This window comes from Ensifer sp. Root127 (assembly GCF_001425225.1).
Taxonomy (GTDB): Bacteria; Pseudomonadota; Alphaproteobacteria; order Rhizobiales; family Rhizobiaceae; genus Ensifer; species Ensifer canadensis.
In genome coordinates, this window is the sequence record NZ_LMDX01000001.1 from 1,276,158 (window position 1) to 1,292,430 (window position 16,273).

General features: G+C 63.0%; 13 protein-coding genes. 2 read left to right on the forward strand and 11 right to left on the reverse strand.

Annotated features, from left to right (window positions below):
- Positions 1-33: 33 nt before the first annotated feature.
- From ASD03_RS06100 to rimP, 7 genes are all read right to left on the reverse strand, one after another.
- On the reverse strand, positions 34-1,755 hold the full coding sequence (locus ASD03_RS06100) for a sensor histidine kinase (RefSeq protein ID WP_025425492.1): 1,722 nt from the start codon (positions 1,753-1,755) through the stop codon (positions 34-36).
- A gap of 277 nt (positions 1,756-2,032) precedes the next feature.
- Positions 2,033-2,968: a tRNA pseudouridine(55) synthase TruB gene (gene truB / locus ASD03_RS06105; RefSeq protein WP_025425491.1), complete on the reverse strand. Its 936-nt coding sequence runs from the start codon at positions 2,966-2,968 to the stop codon at positions 2,033-2,035.
- Positions 2,969-2,976: 8 nt separating this feature from the next.
- Positions 2,977-3,384 carry a 30S ribosome-binding factor RbfA gene (gene rbfA / locus ASD03_RS06110; RefSeq protein WP_025425490.1) on the reverse strand — a complete coding sequence of 136 codons (408 nt, stop codon included), beginning with the start codon at positions 3,382-3,384 and terminating at the stop codon, positions 2,977-2,979.
- Between the two features lie 73 nt (positions 3,385-3,457).
- Positions 3,458-6,160 carry a translation initiation factor IF-2 gene (gene infB / locus ASD03_RS06115; protein WP_025425489.1) on the reverse strand — a complete coding sequence of 901 codons (2,703 nt, stop codon included), beginning with the start codon at positions 6,158-6,160 and terminating at the stop codon, positions 3,458-3,460.
- Positions 6,161-6,265: 105 nt separating this feature from the next.
- Positions 6,266-6,964 carry an RNA-binding protein gene (locus ASD03_RS06120; protein ID WP_025425488.1) on the reverse strand — a complete coding sequence of 233 codons (699 nt, stop codon included), beginning with the start codon at positions 6,962-6,964 and terminating at the stop codon, positions 6,266-6,268.
- Entirely contained in the window at positions 6,964-8,580 is a 1,617-nt protein-coding gene (nusA, locus tag ASD03_RS06125; RefSeq protein ID WP_025425487.1) for a transcription termination factor NusA, read from the reverse strand. The genes ASD03_RS06120 and nusA overlap by 1 nt, the downstream gene beginning before the upstream one ends.
- A 48-nt stretch (positions 8,581-8,628) precedes the next feature.
- The gene (rimP, locus tag ASD03_RS06130) at positions 8,629-9,264 is read right to left on the reverse strand and encodes a ribosome maturation factor RimP (RefSeq protein ID WP_081788827.1); all 636 of its coding nucleotides are present in this window, start codon (positions 9,262-9,264) and stop codon (positions 8,629-8,631) included.
- 260 nt (positions 9,265-9,524) lie between these two features.
- Here rimP and ASD03_RS06135 point away from each other — a divergent pair, with 260 nt between their 5' ends.
- On the forward strand, positions 9,525-11,159 hold the full coding sequence (locus ASD03_RS06135) for an MFS transporter (RefSeq protein WP_038575795.1): 1,635 nt from the start codon (positions 9,525-9,527) through the stop codon (positions 11,157-11,159).
- A gap of 48 nt (positions 11,160-11,207) precedes the next feature.
- On the opposite strand, the gene ASD03_RS06140 is transcribed toward ASD03_RS06135, so the two are convergent.
- The 3 genes from ASD03_RS06140 to ASD03_RS06150 all read right to left on the reverse strand — a co-directional run bounded on the left by ASD03_RS06140 (position 11,208) and on the right by ASD03_RS06150 (position 13,833).
- Complete coding sequence (locus ASD03_RS06140) at positions 11,208-12,446, reverse strand: lytic murein transglycosylase (protein ID WP_025425484.1); 1,239 nt, start codon at positions 12,444-12,446, stop codon at positions 11,208-11,210.
- Between the two features lie 62 nt (positions 12,447-12,508).
- A complete protein-coding gene (gene recR / locus ASD03_RS06145) occupies positions 12,509-13,114 on the reverse strand; it encodes a recombination mediator RecR (RefSeq protein ID WP_025425483.1) in 606 nt (201 codons plus the stop codon).
- A gap of 107 nt (positions 13,115-13,221) precedes the next feature.
- The gene (locus tag ASD03_RS06150) at positions 13,222-13,833 is read right to left on the reverse strand and encodes a LysE family translocator (protein WP_025425482.1); all 612 of its coding nucleotides are present in this window, start codon (positions 13,831-13,833) and stop codon (positions 13,222-13,224) included.
- 128 nt (positions 13,834-13,961) lie between these two features.
- Here ASD03_RS06150 and ASD03_RS06155 point away from each other — a divergent pair, with 128 nt between their 5' ends.
- On the forward strand, positions 13,962-15,785 hold the full coding sequence (locus ASD03_RS06155) for a patatin-like phospholipase family protein (RefSeq protein ID WP_025425481.1): 1,824 nt from the start codon (positions 13,962-13,964) through the stop codon (positions 15,783-15,785).
- 120 nt (positions 15,786-15,905) lie between these two features.
- On the opposite strand, the gene ASD03_RS06160 is transcribed toward ASD03_RS06155, so the two are convergent.
- Positions 15,906-16,229, reverse strand: a complete 324-nt coding sequence (locus tag ASD03_RS06160; RefSeq protein ID WP_025425480.1) for a YbaB/EbfC family nucleoid-associated protein — start codon at positions 16,227-16,229, stop codon at positions 15,906-15,908.
- Positions 16,230-16,273: the final 44 nt, after the last annotated feature.

Consider the following 16,273-nt stretch of genomic DNA (forward strand, 5'->3'; position numbering starts at 1 on the left):
TTTCAAAACCAACCGTTCAAAACCGAATGCGTCTCAAGGCTCCGCGTCGTCCCCTTCGCCACCCTTGGCATTCCGCGGGATGTTGATCCGCCACTCGATGCCGTCGGGATGCATGATCCGTTCTAATTCGGCCTTCAGCGCCATGCCGAGCATACGCTCCAGCACCAGCGTTCCAAAGCCCTTGCGGGTCGGGTTCGTCTGCGCCTCGATGTCGGCCCCCTCCTCGCGCCAACGAACGGCGATGCCCTCGTCGGACAGCGACCAGCTGAGCTTGACGACACCGGTGGTATTGGCAAGCGCACCATACTTCGTGGCGTTCGTGGCCAGTTCATGCAGCGCCATGCCGAGCGTTTGTGCGCTCTCCGTGTCGAGCCTTAGGGGCGGGCCCGACAGGACCACACGCTTGGGATCATCCGGGGTGAACGGCTGCAGCTGGTTCTGGGCAAGCTCGCGGAAATCGACGCCCTGGGCGGCGTTGGCAATCATCAGATCTGTCGAGCGAGCAAGGCCGGCGATGCGCTTGCGGAAGGAGTCCGCGAAGTCGGCGACGCTTTCGGCCGAATGCACCGACTGATTCAGCATCGACTGGATCACCGTCAGCTGGTTCTTCGAGCGGTGGGCAACCTCGCGCATCAGGAAGCGGATCTCGCCCTCGGCCTTGGTGCGCGACGCCGCGGCCTTGGCAAGGGCTGCGGATACGGTCTCGACTTCGGCGATCATATGCGGGCGCGGCTCGATGCGCTCGCCGGCGCCGAGGCGGCGTGCGTCGAGCGCGACCAGTTTCACCCCTTGCGACAGAAGCCTTGCGATCGCCAGCGATCCCGCAATGGCAATGCCGGCAAAGATGATGCCGCCAAGCGACAGCCACAGGAAGGACCAGGTGGCCGGCGCATCGACCGTGGTGCGCGGCGCCCAGGCGATGATCCGCCAGCCGGTCACGACGGAGAACTCCGTTGCCACCCGATAGGCGGTACCGTTTTCGGTGATGTTGCGCACGCCGATGCTGATCGCCGGCACCTTGTCGAGGAAGAACGGTTCACCCGCCTTGACCCCGGTGTCGGAGGAAATGATGACCTTGCCGTTGCCGTCGACCAGAGCGGCGTTCCAGCCGGGCGACAGCGTTTCGCGGTTCACGGCCTTGGCCATGCTCTCGGCGTTCTGCGTCAGAGCGAGCAGGTATTCCTCGCCGGTTGGAAGCTTCGCCGGCAAATAAACGTTGAAGACCCACTTTTCGGCCGTCTGGCCGAAGAAGACGTTCGAGACCAGCGGCGCACCATTGTTGGTGAAGGCCCGCTCGACGGAGGCGGGATCGGAGGCCTTGGCGAGCGGCGTGCCAAAGGGCACCCGGGTGTTCATGAGCTGATTGTGCTTGCGGTCGATGACGATCAGATAGGAATCGGTATCGGCGAGCGCCGTCGAGGCCCTGCGATAGAAGGCCTCCATGTCGCCGCCCTCCATCGCCGGTGCGGTCGACAGCACCTTCAGCGTCGTCAGCATTCCCTCGACATCGCGCTCGACGATGCGCGTCACCGATCCGGTCGAGGCCTGCAGCAGCGCGGTGATGACCTGCTCCTGTGCGTCGACGCTGCGCTTCAGCACCACGAGCGAAAAGATGAACGCGGGAACGATCGCGATCAGCAGCAGCGAAGTCAGGTAGAAACGGAAAGGCCGCGTCATGCGGTGACGAACGAAATCGAGAGCTGTCGCCAGGCGACCCACGGCAGTCTCCCTTCCCTCTTGCGAAACCTGCGCCAAATGCACCGCCTTTCAACCACAGCGTCGCGCGTCGAATGTAGCGCGCGAAGGCCACCGCAACACCTTAAAACTGCGTCATAATCCTCGCTCCAAATCAATGCCGATCCGGAAAATCATGCAGCAGCCATGACCGCCGGACGGCGGCCGAAACGGGCGACAGCAGGCGACGAGCGCCTGCTTGCGAGCTGGAAACGGAACCGTTTCGAAGCAGCCCCAAGCCCTTGGGCGGGATCATGCGTCAGCGATGCGGCAAAGGCAAATGTGGCGATCGAAGCGATCAGCCGACGGCAAAGACCCGCTTCGGGCGGAACTCGCCTTCGGCGATCTCACCGATGGCGATCAGCTTGCCGCGGGTGGTCGCATAGGCTTCTGGCGTTGCCAGAGGCGCGTCTCGGCCACGCAGGATGATAGGATTGCCCATCTTCAGCCGATGCGCCTGGTCGTCGCTGACGGCGATATGCGGCAGGCTGGACAGCGCCTCGCCGGTTTCGATGACGAACGCATCGAGGGCTGCCAGCCGCTCGTCCTCGTCTTCGATCTTTTCGAGTGCCACCAGATCGGCGAGCGGCACCATGTCATCCTCGCCGAACGGCGCGACGAAGGTGCGCCGCAGCGAAGCGATGTGGCCGAAACAGCCTAGATCGCGGCCCATGTCGCGGGCGATCGAGCGAACATAAGTGCCCTTGCCGCATTCGATCTCGAACTGGGCGAGATTGGGCGCGGCGCCGAGCAGCGTCAGGCGGAACACCTCGACTTCGCGTGCCGGGATATCGACGGTCTCGCCATCGCGGGCGAGATCGTAGGCGCGCTCGCCGTCGATCTTGATCGCAGAGAACTGCGGCGGCACCTGGCTGATAACGCCGGTATAGTTCGGCAAGAGGGCGCGGATCGCCTCTTCGGTCGGGCGTGCGTCCGAAGAATGCGTCACCTGGCCTTCGAGATCGTCGGTCGAGCGCTCTTCGCCCCAGGCGACCGTAAATTCATAGATCTTGCGGCCATCCATGACATAGGGGACGGTCTTGGTCGCGTCGCCAAGAGCGATCGGCAGCATGCCGGACGCCAGTGGATCGAGCGTGCCGGCATGGCCGGCCTTCTGCGCCTTGAACAGCCACTTGATCTTGGAAACGGCTTCGGTCGAGCCGAAATCGAGCGGCTTGTCGAGGATCAGCCAGCCCGAGATCGGACGGCCCTTGGGTTTACGCGGTTTGGACATGAACTCTTCTATTCTTCGTCGTCGGTATTCGGATCGAGGTCGCGGCTGACTTCGGGCGAACGAAGCAGGGCATCGATCTTCTTGTAGTTGTCGAAGCTGGTATCGTCGCGGAAGCGAACTTCGGGCATGTACTTCAACTGGCGCAAATGCGGGCCGAGGCGGCCGCGAATGTACTTGGCGTTCTTGTTCAGCGCCTCGATGACCTCAGCATGATTGGGAACGCCGAGCGGCGTCACAAAGGCGGTCGCGATCCTCAGGTCGGTCGACATGCGCACTTCGGAGATCGCGATCAGCGTCTTCTCGATCACGGGATCGCGGACGTCGCCCCGCTGTAGAACCTGCGTGATCGCGGCGCGCACCTGTTCACCGATGCGCAGCATGCGCTGGGAGGGGGCAGAGGATGTGGCTCTGGTCATTGGTCAATACCTCAAGAAAATGCGAGCGCCGAAGGATAACCCGGCGCCCGCACAATTTCTAATCGGACGGATCTTACAGCGTCCGCGTGATGTGTTCGACGCGGAAGCACTCGATCGTGTCGCCTGCGCGGATGTCTTCGTAGTTCTCGAACGCCATACCGCATTCCTGACCGACGTTGACTTCCGAGACTTCGTCCTTGAAGCGCTTGAGCGTCTTGAGCTTGCCTTCGTGGATGACGACGTTGTCGCGAACCAGACGGACGCCGACGCCGCGCTCGACCTTGCCTTCGGTGACGCGGCAACCCGCGACCTTGCCGACCTTGGTGATGTTGAACACCTCAAGGATCTCGGCGTTGCCGAGGAAGGTTTCGCGACGCTCGGGCGAAAGCAGACCGGACATCGCCGCCTTAACGTCATCCACCAGATCGTAGATGATGTTGTAGTAGCGGATTTCGATGCCTCCACGCTCGGCTGCCGAACGGGCCTGATTGTTGGCACGAACGTTGAAGCCGATGATGGCGGCGTTCGATGCTTCTGCGAGCGAGATATCCGACTCGGTGATACCGCCAGCACCCGAATGGACGATGCGCGCACGCACTTCGTCGGTTCCGAGCTTGTCCAGCGCACCGGCGATCGCTTCGATCGAGCCTTGCACGTCGCCCTTGATGACGAGCGGGAACTCCTTGAGACCGGAGGTCTGGAGCTGGGTCATCATCTGCTCGAGCGAACCGCGCGAACCGGACTGACGGGCAACTGCCTTGTCGCGGGCAAGCCGCAGGCGGTATTCCGAGATCTCGCGAGCGCGGCTTTCGTTTTCGACGACGGCGAACTTGTCGCCTGCTGCCGGCGTGCCCGACAGGCCGAGAACTTCGACCGGCATCGACGGACCGGCTTCCTTGACGTGTTCACCCTTGTCGTTGACCAGGGCGCGCACACGGCCCCACTGGTCGCCGGCAACGATGATCTGGCCCGGACGCAGCGTACCCTTCTGAACGAGCACGGTTGCGACGGCGCCGCGGCCACGGTCGAGTTCGGCTTCAACCACAGTACCTTCGGCTGTCCGGTTCGGATTGGCCTTGAGGTCGAGGATTTCGGCCTGGAGCAGGATCGCTTCGAGCAGCTTGTCGAGGTTGGTGCCGTTCTTCGCCGAGACTTCCACGTCGAGAACTTCACCGCCCATGGATTCGACGAAGACTTCATGCTGCAGAAGTTCGGTGCGAACCTTCTGGGCATTGGCCGCCGGCTTGTCGACCTTGTTGATCGCCACGATGATCGGAACACCGGCCGCTTTGGCGTGGTTGATGGATTCGATCGTCTGCGGCATCACGCTGTCGTCGGCCGCAACCACCAGGATGGCAATGTCGGTCGCCTGGGCACCACGGGCACGCATGGCGGTGAACGCCGCGTGGCCGGGTGTGTCGATGAAGGTGATCTTGTTACCGTTCTGCTCGACCTGGTAGGCGCCGATGTGCTGGGTGATGCCACCCGCTTCGCCGGCAACCACGTTGGCATGACGGATGGCGTCGAGCAGCGAGGTCTTGCCGTGGTCGACGTGACCCATGATCGTGACGATCGGCGGACGCGAGACCAGTTCTTCCTCGATGTCGGAAACGTTGAAGATGCCTTCTTCGACGTCGGACTCGGAAACACGCTTGACGGTGTGGCCGAATTCGCCGGCGATGAGTTCAGCCAGGTCGGCATCGATCAGATCGCCGGGCTTCATCATCTGGCCTTCCTTCATCAGGTACTTGATGACGTCGACGGCGCGTTCGGACATGCGCTGCGACAGTTCCTGAATCGTGATGGTTTCCGGCAGAACGACTTCGCGCGAAATCTTCTCGCGGGTCTCCTGCATCTGGCTGCGCTTGAACTTCTCCTGGCGGCGACGCATCGCCGACAGCGAGCGGGCGCGCTGGCCGGCATCCTCGTCGGCAGCGGTGGTCAGCGTCAGCTTGCCCTGGCGGCGACCATCGTCACCCTTCGGGCGCGTGACCGGCTTTGCCGGCTCCGGACGCACGACCTTGCCACGAACCGGACCTGCGCCGGGGCGCGGGCTGCGATCCTCATCCTTTTCGTTGTCGACCTTGCGGCCGCGCAGAGCACCGGCCGGTGCCGGCGTCGGAAGACCTGCTGCCGGGGCGGCGGCGGGCCGTGCAGCCTGCGGGCGATTGTCGACGCGACGCTCGCCGGCTGCAGGTGCGCGAGCAGCCACGGGGCGCTCTTCGACAACCTCTTCGGCCTTGGCTTCGGGCTCGACAGCCGGGCGGGCTGCTTCCTCGGCGGCGCGACGTGCGGCGTCTTCCTTCTCCTGCAGGAGACGGGCTTCTTCCTCACGCTTGCGGCGCGCTTCGTTCTCGGCGCGGATGACCGCTTCTTCAGCTTCGCGGATCTGGGCTTCGGCCAGAGCGCGGCGGCGCGCATCGATCTCACCGGCGGAAAGCTGGTTCAGAACGACACCGACGCGCGGACGGTTCGCCTGGTTGGCTTCCTGGCGCGTCTGGTGCTGCTGTGGCTGCGGGGCCGGGCGGCCCGAAGGCTGCGGCTGAGCCGGACGCTGTTCGGCCGGCCGTGCGGCGGGAGCCGCGGCAACCGGCGTGATCGGGCGCTCGTCCTTGGGGCGATGGAAGGGGCGTTTCTTGGTTTCGACCACGACCGCCTTGGTGCGGCCACGGCCCATGTCCTGACGCACGGTCCCCTGCGAAACCCCGGAGGGCTTCAGGGTCAGCGTCTTCTTGCCTGCTGCGCCGCCTGTCTTGTCGTCGTTGTTGTCGGTCATTCCGTTCCGTTCCTAGCGATCAGGGCCGGATGCGTATCACCTGACCCTGTCTTCCAAATTGTCTCAAACAATGTACGCGATGCCGGATTTTGCCGGTGACGCGCGTCATTGCTGTGGCTTGCCAGCGCCGCCTTCGGCCCGGACCGGGACGGATCCACGGTACTTTTCGAGCATGATTGCGCGCTTCACTACACCCTCACCCGCCTGCCCTGCAAGCGTTGCGGCATGGATAAAAGCATTACTTCCCAAAAGGCCCTCCATTTCCGCCGCCGTGAAGGGGCGGAACGCGGGTATTTCCGTTTCATCTTCAACCACAAAGCTCATCGCCTTGCGGGCCTGGTCAATCTTGCGGACGCCGTCGGCTGCCGCATCACTCGCGTGGAAGACGGCGAGTGCCGCCAATCCACGAACTGCCTGCTCCGTCTTCGTCGCGCCGGAGATGAACTGGGCCGCCTTGCGCGCCATGTTCATCATTCCGGCAAGCTGCTCGACGAGCAGCCTGTCCACGTCATCGGCAAGCGTCGCATCGACCTTGACGTCGGCCTTCAAGGCCCGGGCGAAGAGCTTCTTCGCCATGGCCTTTTCGACCAGCGCCCGCTCCGCCTTGACCCAGCAGCCGCGCCCCGGAAGCTGACGCTTCAGATCGGGAACGATGCGGCCGTCGGGTCCGGCGACGAAGCGGATCAGATCGTCGGGCGAGCCACTCTCGCGCGTGACGATGCAAGTCCGGGTGCTGCCGCTCTTGTCCTTCGGACCGTTGTCCGAAGGCAGAACGTCAGCGTCAGTCGATGCGGTGGTCGCCATCAGGCGTCCTGTTCCGCGCCTTCGGCAACCTCGATCGCCTCATCTACTTCCTGCTCGACGGCGAGGTCGTCTTCCGTGATCCAGCCGGCAGCAAGGCGAGCCTGAACGATCATGGCTTCAGCGTCGGCACGCGAAACTTCGAACTTCGAGAACGTGCCCTCGAAGCGCTTGGTCTCGCCGTCCTTGCGTTCGCTCCAGCCAACCAGGTCGTCAGCGGCGCAACCGGCAAAGTCCTCGATGGTCTTGATGCCTTCCTCGCCGAGCGCGACCAGCATCGGGCTGGTCAGGCCATTGATCGTGCGCAGTTCGTCGGCAACGCCGAGTTCCTTGCGCTTGGCATCCATCTCAGCTTCCAGCCTGTCCAGGTACTCGCGGGCGCGGGTCTGGATTTCGGTAGCCGTTTCGTCGTCGAAGCCGTCGATCGAGGCAATTTCGTCGAGATCGACATAGGCAAGCTCCTCGACAGCCGCAAAGCCCTCGGAAGCCAGAACCTGACCGACCATCTCGTCGACGTCGAGCGAGTCCATGAACAGGTTGGTGCGCTCGTTGAATTCCTTCTGGCGACGTTCGCTTTCTTCCTGCTCGGTGAGGATGTCGATATCCCAGCCGGTCAGCTGCGAAGCGAGGCGAACGTTCTGGCCGCGGCGGCCGATGGCCAGCGACAGCTGCTCGTCCGGAACCACCACTTCGATGCGTTCCGCATCTTCGTCGAGAACGACCTTGGCGACTTCCGCCGGCTGCAGCGCGTTGACGATGAACGATGCCGGATCCTGCGACCACGGAATGATATCGATCTTTTCGCCCTGCAGTTCGCCGACGACGGCCTGAACGCGCGAACCGCGCATACCGACGCAGGCGCCGACCGGATCGATCGACGAGTCGTTCGAGATCACGGCGATCTTGGCGCGCGAGCCCGGATCGCGGGCAACCGACTTGATCTGGATGATGCCGTCGTAGATTTCAGGCACTTCCATGGTGAAGAGCTTGACCATGAACTGCGGATGCGTGCGCGACAGGAAGATCTGCGGGCCGCGCTGTTCGCGGCGAACGTCGTAGACGAAGGCGCGGACGCGGTCGCCGTAACGCATGTTTTCGCGCGGGATCATCTCGTCGCGACGGATGATGCCTTCGCCACGGCCGAGATCGACGATGACGTTGCCGTATTCGACGCGCTTGACGGTGCCGTTGACGATCTCGCCGACGCGATCCTTGAATTCGTCGAACTGGCGGTCACGCTCGGCTTCGCGAACCTTCTGCACGATGACCTGCTTGGCCGACTGGGCAGCGATACGGCCGAAATCCATCGGCGGCAGCGGGTCGGCAATGAAGTCGCCGAGCTTGGCGTCCGGGTTGCGGTCGCGGGCCAGTTCAAGCGGGATCTGGGTGGAATAGTCTTCCGCCTTCTCGACCACTTCCAGCAGACGCTGCAGGCGGATTTCGCCGGTCTTGGAATTGATGTCGGCACGGATGTTGGATTCCGAACCATAGCGGGAGCGCGCGGCCTTCTGGATCGCATCGGCCATCGCGGCCAGAACGATCTCGCGGTCGATCACCTTTTCGCGTGCCACTGCATCTGCGATCTGCAGAAGCTCGAGCCGGTTAGCACTGACTGCCATCTCATGTCTCCGTCTGGTTGCAGGGGGCCTCAAGCACCGCCCCGGCTTTTATTCGTCGATAGGTGAATCTTCGTCTTCAAAATTCTCGTTCGCGGCGCGCGCTGCCTTGGCCTTCTTGTCGGCCGTCAGGGCGTCGCGGATCAGGTCGTCGGTCAGGATCAACCGCGCCTCCGCAAGCGTGGTGAAAGGAATGGTAACCGTCGCTTCCTCGCCATAAGCAGGCTGATCGCGCTCGATCTGGAAACCATCCGCATCCACGGACACGATCTTGCCGCGGAAACGCTTGCGGCCTTCAACCAGCACCGAGGTCTCGCATTTCAGCAGGTGACCCTGCCAGCGGAAGAAATCGGACTTGCGCACCATCGGGCGATCGATGCCGGGCGACGACACTTCCAGATGATACGCCTTGTCGACCGGATCTTCCACATCGAGAACCGGGGAAATGGCCATCGAGATCGCTTCGCAATCTTCGACGGTCATGGTGCCGTCGTTGCGCTCGGCCATGATCTGCAGCGTCATGCCGTTCTGGCCGGACATGCGCACGCGTACCAGGCGATAGCCCATCGGCGTCAGCACCGGTTCGATGATGTCGGCGATGCGCTGATCAAGACCGGTCTCGGTGATCAGGCGGGGTTCAATTTCATTTTCAGCCGTTGTCGGATCGGACAAACGATGTCTCCTCATGGGACCGGCTAATAAAAAAGAGCGGGTCCTGACGGGCCCACTCTTCATCTACCGATCAAGAATTTGAGGCCCATATACGCCTCGTTGCCGCAAATTGCAAGGTGTTCGACCGGTGGTGGCCGAAGCCGCCAGATCGGGGCGGATGGCAGGCAATCGATGCGACGGCAAGTTTCAGCGGCTGGCACTTCGGCCTTCGAGGTTTATAACAGGCAACGAACCGCTTCGATATCGCAATCAAAAGACACGAGAGAGAAGACGAGGTGCCCACCCGTATTTCGCCACTGGCCCCCTTCAAGCACGACATCTTCCGCACCATCTGGATAGCAAGCCTCGCCTCCAACTTCGGCGGCCTCATCCAGTCGGTCGGCGCCGCCTGGCTGATGACCTCGATTTCCTCGTCGGCCAACATGGTTGCGCTGGTGCAGGCGTCGACCGCGCTTCCCATCATGATGTTCTCGCTGGTGTCCGGCGCGCTTGCCGACAATTTCGACCGGCGGCGGATCATGCTGGTGGCGCAGTGTTTCATGCTGACGGTGTCGGCGCTTCTGACCATCTGCGCCTATTTCGGCATCATTACGCCGTGGCTGCTCCTGCTCTTCACCTTCCTGATCGGCTGCGGCACGGCGCTCAACAACCCCTCCTGGCAGGCCTCGGTCGGCGACATGGTTCCGCGCGACGACCTGCCGGCGGCCGTGGCGCTGAACAGTATGGGCTTCAACATCACCCGCAGCGTCGGCCCGGCGATCGGCGGCGTGATCGTGGCGACGGCGGGTGCAGCGGCGGCCTTTGCCGCCAACTCGCTCAGCTACTTCGCCATCCTCTTTGCGCTGATGCGCTGGCGGCGCGAAGTGACCATGAGCCCACTGCCGCGCGAAACGCTCGGCCGGGCGATTACGGCAGGCCTGCGCTATGTCGTCATGTCGCCCAATATCGGCAAGGTGCTGGTGCGCGGTTTCCTCTTCGGCCTTTCGGCAAGCGCCATTCTCGCGCTTCTGCCGCTGGTGGCGCGCGATCTCGTCCAGGGCGGACCGCTCACCTACGGCCTGATGCTCGGCGCCTTCGGTCTCGGCGCGATCGGCGGCGCATTGCTGAGCGCAAGACTGCGCGAAATGATGTCGAGCGAAGCGATCGTTCGCCTGGCTTTTGGCGGCTTTGCCGTGAGCACGGTCGTCATTGCCTTCAGCCCCTATGCCTGGCTCAGCTGTCTCGTGCTCCTGGTCTCCGGCGCATCCTGGGTGCTGGCCCTGTCGCTGTTCAACACCACCGTCCAGCTTTCGGCTCCGCGCTGGGTGGTCGGCCGGGCGCTGTCGCTCTACCAGACCATGACCTTCGGCGGCATTGCCGGCGGCAGCTGGCTCTGGGGCACGACGGCCGAGCAATATGGTGCCACCAATGCGCTTGTTGTCTCCTGTCTGTTGATGCTGGCGGGTGCGGTCATCGGCCTGCGCCTGCCGCTGCCCGAGTTCAAGTCGCTCAACCTCGATCCGCTCAACCGCTTCAACGAGCCGCTGCTCGAGCTGGACCTGAAACCCCGCAGCGGCCCGATCGTCATCATGATCGATTACGAGATCGACGATGCCGACATACCGGAGTTTCTGGAGACCATGGCCGAACGGCGGCGCATCCGCATCCGCGACGGCGCCGGCCATTGGGCGCTGATGCGCGATCTGGAAATTCCGACCACCTGGACGGAAACCTACCATGTGCCGACCTGGGTGGAATATGTGCGCCATAACCAGCGCCGGACGCAAGCCGACGCCTCGGTCGGCGACAAGCTGACGGCGCTGCATCGCGGCGCAGCGCCACCGCGGGTGCATCGCATGATCGAGCGCCAGACGATCGTTCCGACGCATTACGAGCGCTACAAGCGGCAGGTGAACGTCGACATGCACTGAGGCGAAGCGCGCGCCTAGGATTGGGTAAACACGCCGGCAGCAGCAGACTTACCGGAGCTTCGCTTTCAACGTGGCGTCGGGAAAGCAGGTCGGCGCCAGGCCGTTCTTGGCCTGCCAGTCGCCGAGCGAGCGGCGCGTCTTGTAGCCGGCCAGACCATCGGCCTTGCCGACGTCGTAGCCCTTGGCAACCAGCGCCTTCTGCATCGCCAGGACATCGGAGCGCAGCATGTTGCCGACATCGCCCCAGGTGCCGCGGAAGGCACCGCCACCCGCGCCGATGCGATCGGCAAGGTTGCCAATGAACAGCGCATAGAGGTCCGAGTTGTTGTATTCCTTGAGCACATAGAAATTCGGCGTGACGATGAACTCCGGCCCATGAGTGCCGGCCGGAACCAACATCATCGACGGCGCCGAACGCTCATGCGACGGGAAGGCTTTTCCGGAAATGCGGGTGATGCCCTTGGCCGCCCAATCGGACATCGGCCGGGCAAGATCCGGACCTTCCTGTGCGCAGGAGACGCCGGCCGGGATCGACACTTCGAAGCCCCAGTCGCGGCCACGTTGCCAGCCCTTCTTGACGAGATAGTTGGCAATCGACGCCAAGCTGTCGGGAACAGAGTTCCAGATATCGCGGCGGCCGTCGCCGTCGAAATCGACGGCATATTGCAGGAAGCTCGACGGCATGAACTGCGGCTGACCCATGGCGCCGGCCCAGGAGCCGCGCATCGACACCTCTTCGACGTCGCCGCTGTCCAGAATATGCAAGGCCGCGATCAACTCGCGGCGGAACAGATCCGGCCGGGTCGACATGAAGGCCTTGGTCGCCAGGACATCGACGACCGGATAGGGAATTTTCGCGCGTCCGAAGCCGGATTCGCGGCCCCAGATCGCCACGACCACCGATGCCGGAACCCCATAGGTCTTTTCGATCCGCTTCAGGGTAGACGCGTGCGTCGAAGCAAGGCTTCGCCCCGTTGCCGCCAATCCCTGCAGCCGCTTTTCGGAGAAGTAGCTGCCGGGCGAGGAAAACTCCGCCTGGCTCTGCTTCTGCTCCTTCGGCTTGGGGAAGCCGGGTGGGGCCAGATCGGGCAGGTCCCAGTTCAGCTTTACGTCAGCAAATGCGGCCTTGAACGATCGCGCTGATACACCCGACTTCTCGGCTTCCGGCCAGAGATCGCGCTGCAGCCACTGGCGAAACTGGTTCTCGACATCCGCCTTGGAGGCAGCCTGGGCGAAGCCCGTGAAAACGCAGAACAACAATGTCGACAGTGATAGAAATCTCAGCATCCGGCTTCCCTATCGGTTGGATCGCGGGCGGTTGGGGCAAAAGCCCCGATCAATTCGAGGTGTCAGATCGAGGTGCGGGCGCGAAGGGCGGCCGCCAGCGTGCCCTCGTCGAGATAATCGAGTTCGCCGCCAACAGGCACGCCATGGGCAAGCCGCGTGATCTTCACCTCCATCCCCTCGAGCTGGTCGGTGATATAGTGGGCGGTAGTCTGGCCCTCGACCGTGGCGTTGACGGCGATGATCAGTTCGCGGACGCCGCCATTGGCAACGCGCTGCACCAGCCCCTTGATGTTGAGGTCGTCGGGGCCGACGCCGTCGAGCGGCGACAGCGTGCCGCCGAGCACGTGATAGGCGGCGTTCATCGCCGCGGCCCGTTCCAGCGCCCAGAGATCGGCGACATCCTCGACGACGATGATCACCGACTGGTCGCGGCGTTCATCCGCGCAGACCGTACAGGGATCGATCGTGTCGACATTGCCGCAGCACGAGCAGATGCGCACCTTGCGATGGGCCTCGCCCATGGCTTCCGCCAGGGGCCCAAGCAGCTGGTCCTTCTTCTTGACCAGATGCAGCGCCGCGCGCCGCGCCGAACGCGGCCCCAGCCCCGGCACCTTTGCCAGAAGCTGGATCAGTTTTTCGATTTCGGGACCGGTGACTCGCTTTGCCATGCGGCGCTTTTAGCCCATATCGCCGACAAACGGAATCGCCTTGCCGGAATATCACGCGGCTCCCGCCCTCCATTGCGCCGGAACTCACGGACGCATCGAAGCACGGCTCAACGGGTGGCGATGACGACGGCCGCCCCGGCGATGGTTCCGGCGCTGGCGCGGTTGGCGAGGCGAACGGCGCGCTTGCTCTTCAGGAGCTTGCGCGCATTGGCGGCCATGGTCACCCAGCCGAAATCGACCACGACCAGAACCACCAGCATCGTCGCAACCAGCTCCATCCAGCCGATCAAGGTGACCGAGCGCAGGTCGATGATCGAGGGCAGCAACGCGACGTAGAACATCATCACCTTGGGATTGCCGAGCGTCACCGTCAGGCCGGCAAAGAACAGCTTGGAGGGTGAGCGCGACTGCGGCAGGCTGTCGCCGGGCAGATCCGGTTCGGCCATCCACATTTTCCAGGCGAGATAGAGCAGGTAGGCGACGCCCAGCCACTTGATGGCAACGAACAGCAGATGGAAGCTTTCGGCAATCGCCGCCAGGCCGGCCACCGCAAATGACAGCCAGATGGCCTCGCCGATCCAGAGCGCCACAAGGAAGGGTAGAACGTCGCGCGCGCCCTTCGAAAGCACGCGGGCCACAAGGGCGGCGACGCTCGGGCCGGGCGAGCCGGCCGCAACCAGCAAGGCGCCGGCAAACATAAGCAGGGACGTCATGGTCATGCGCGATCCTCCTCGAGAGGCGGCAAATTACCATGCTTTGCCGTCGGCGCCAGCCTTCCGCCGCTGCGAAATTGCGTGCATCGAACATCAACACAATCTAATGTTGTTGTTCGGAGATGGAGGGTGCGATGAACGATACGACTTTCCGTTACGCCAAACCCAGCGAAGAGTGCGACCTCATCATGAAGGGTGGCATCACCTCCGGCGTGGTATTCCCGCGCGCCATCACTGAACTGGCAACCCGTTACCGCTTCATGCACATTGGCGGAACTTCGGCTGGCGCGATCGCCGCCGTGATGACGGCGGCCGCGGAGTACCGGCGGCAAACCGGCGCGACGGTGGAAGAGAAGAATGCCGGCTTTGCCCTCATCGACGGCATGCCTGGCGAGCTGGCGGCAAACCTTTCAACCTTCTTTCAGCCCTCTGCCGACACGGCCCCCCTCTTTCGCATCGGCATGGCCGCCATTCGCACCCAGCACAGCAGGGCCATGGCCTGCGCCTTGGAGACGCTGCGGGTCTTTGCCCTGCCGGCGTTGCTTGGCGCTGCACCCGGCATTTTGATCCTTATTGCAGGTGTGCTCGGCACCGGCGCCGCGACAATACTGCTCGGCATCGTCACCGCTTTGACCGGCGCAATCTTGATGATCCTCTATCAATTCTACCAGGCGGTAGCGGTGCTCTTGCCGGCCAACGATTTCGGTCTTTGCAGCGGCCTGACCCAGCCGGGCATGAAGAACCCGGCTTTCACCAACTGGATCTCCGAAAGAATAGAGGCGATAGCCGGTCCCCTCCGGCAGGATGGTTCGGACAGGCCGTTGACAATTGGCGACCTCGAGGCGCACGACATCACGCTTAGAAGCGTGACCACCGACCTCTCCTCGCGCCGTCCTTACGAGTTGCCATTCGGAGACCGGGTCCATAATTATCGCAAGTCGGAGTTCGAGGCGTTGTTTCCGTCCTCGATCATGGCGTACCTGCTCAAGGAGAGCAAACCACGCGACATCGTCGCGGCCGATGGGTCGAAGGACTTCTACCAGCTACCGCCGGCAAACAAGCTGCCCGTGGCCATTCTCGCCCGGATGAGCCTGAGCTTTCCCGGGCTGATCCGTGCCGTGCCGCTTTACCGCTACGACTACTCGCTGAAAAGCAGCGCACGGCGCGATCCCGCTACGCACATCCGCTGTCTGTTTTCCGACGGTGGCATCACCAGCAACTTTCCGATTCACCTTTTTGACGGCCTTCTGCCTGGGCGACCGACCTTCGGCATCTCGCTTGCCAGTTATGATCAGCGGCGGCACGGCGATGACGCGGACGGGGCAAGCCGCGTCTATCTTCCGCGCAGGACGTCCGAAGGCAAGGTCGCGCCCATCTACCCGGTCGACGGGCTGTTCGGCTTTGTCGGTGCCATCCTCGACACGGCGCGCAATTGGCAGGACACGCTGCAGAGCCAGCTGCACGGTTACAGCGAGCGGATCGTCGAAGTCAGGCTCGACGACGACAAGGAGGGTGGGCTCAATCTGGATATGGATCGCGAAACCGTCGCCTATCTCAGCGCACTCGGCGGAAAGGCCGGCGAGACTCTTCTTAACGATTTCGACTTCAACGAACACCGTTGGCGTAGAGCGTTGACGATGCTGCCGACATTGGCGGAATCGCTCAGAAAGCTCTCGGCGCGCTACAATGCGCCGCCGACGGACAGCACCGCCGACTATCCAACGATCCTGACGAAATACGACCCGACCGGATTGGTGGGGTCGTCCAAGGCCGAACGCGCAGCGCTCAACGATTTCGCCTTCAAGCTCGCCGAGATCGGCGCGGCGCTCGATCAACGACCGATACCGCCGGCCTCTACACAGAAAGCCGATCTGCGCATCACCGCCAGCATGGACACCAATCCGCGCGGCGCCACTCCGGCGAAACCGATCGTTCCCGCACCGGCGCCCGACTCATAGAGTCGTTTCCGATTTGGACGGAACCGCACAAATGATCTATCTCTTTGTTTTTACGCATTTCCTGACGGAAAACCGCTTCGCACTTTTCCTGGAAATGGTCTAGCAGCGAAGAACGGCCGATCAGAACGGCAGCTTCATACCGGGCGGGATCGGCAGGCCGGCTGTGAGTTCGCGGGTCTTTTCGGCCTGGACGGCCTCGGCCTTGTCCTTGGCGTCCTTGTGGGCGGCGACGATCAGGTCTTCGAGGATCTCGACATCGTCTTCCTTGAACAGCGACGGGTCGATCTTCAGGCTCTTCAGAGTGCCCTTGCCATCGAGGCGGACGGTGACGAGGCCGCCACCGGAGACACCATCGACTTCGAGCGCAGCGATTTCCGCCTGCATCTTCTCCATCTTGGCCTGCATTTCCTTGACCTTGCCCATCATCCCCATGATGTCGCGCATCGTCGTCTCCTGTTCTCTAGAAATTTCCGGTCGTTCGTTCCGAC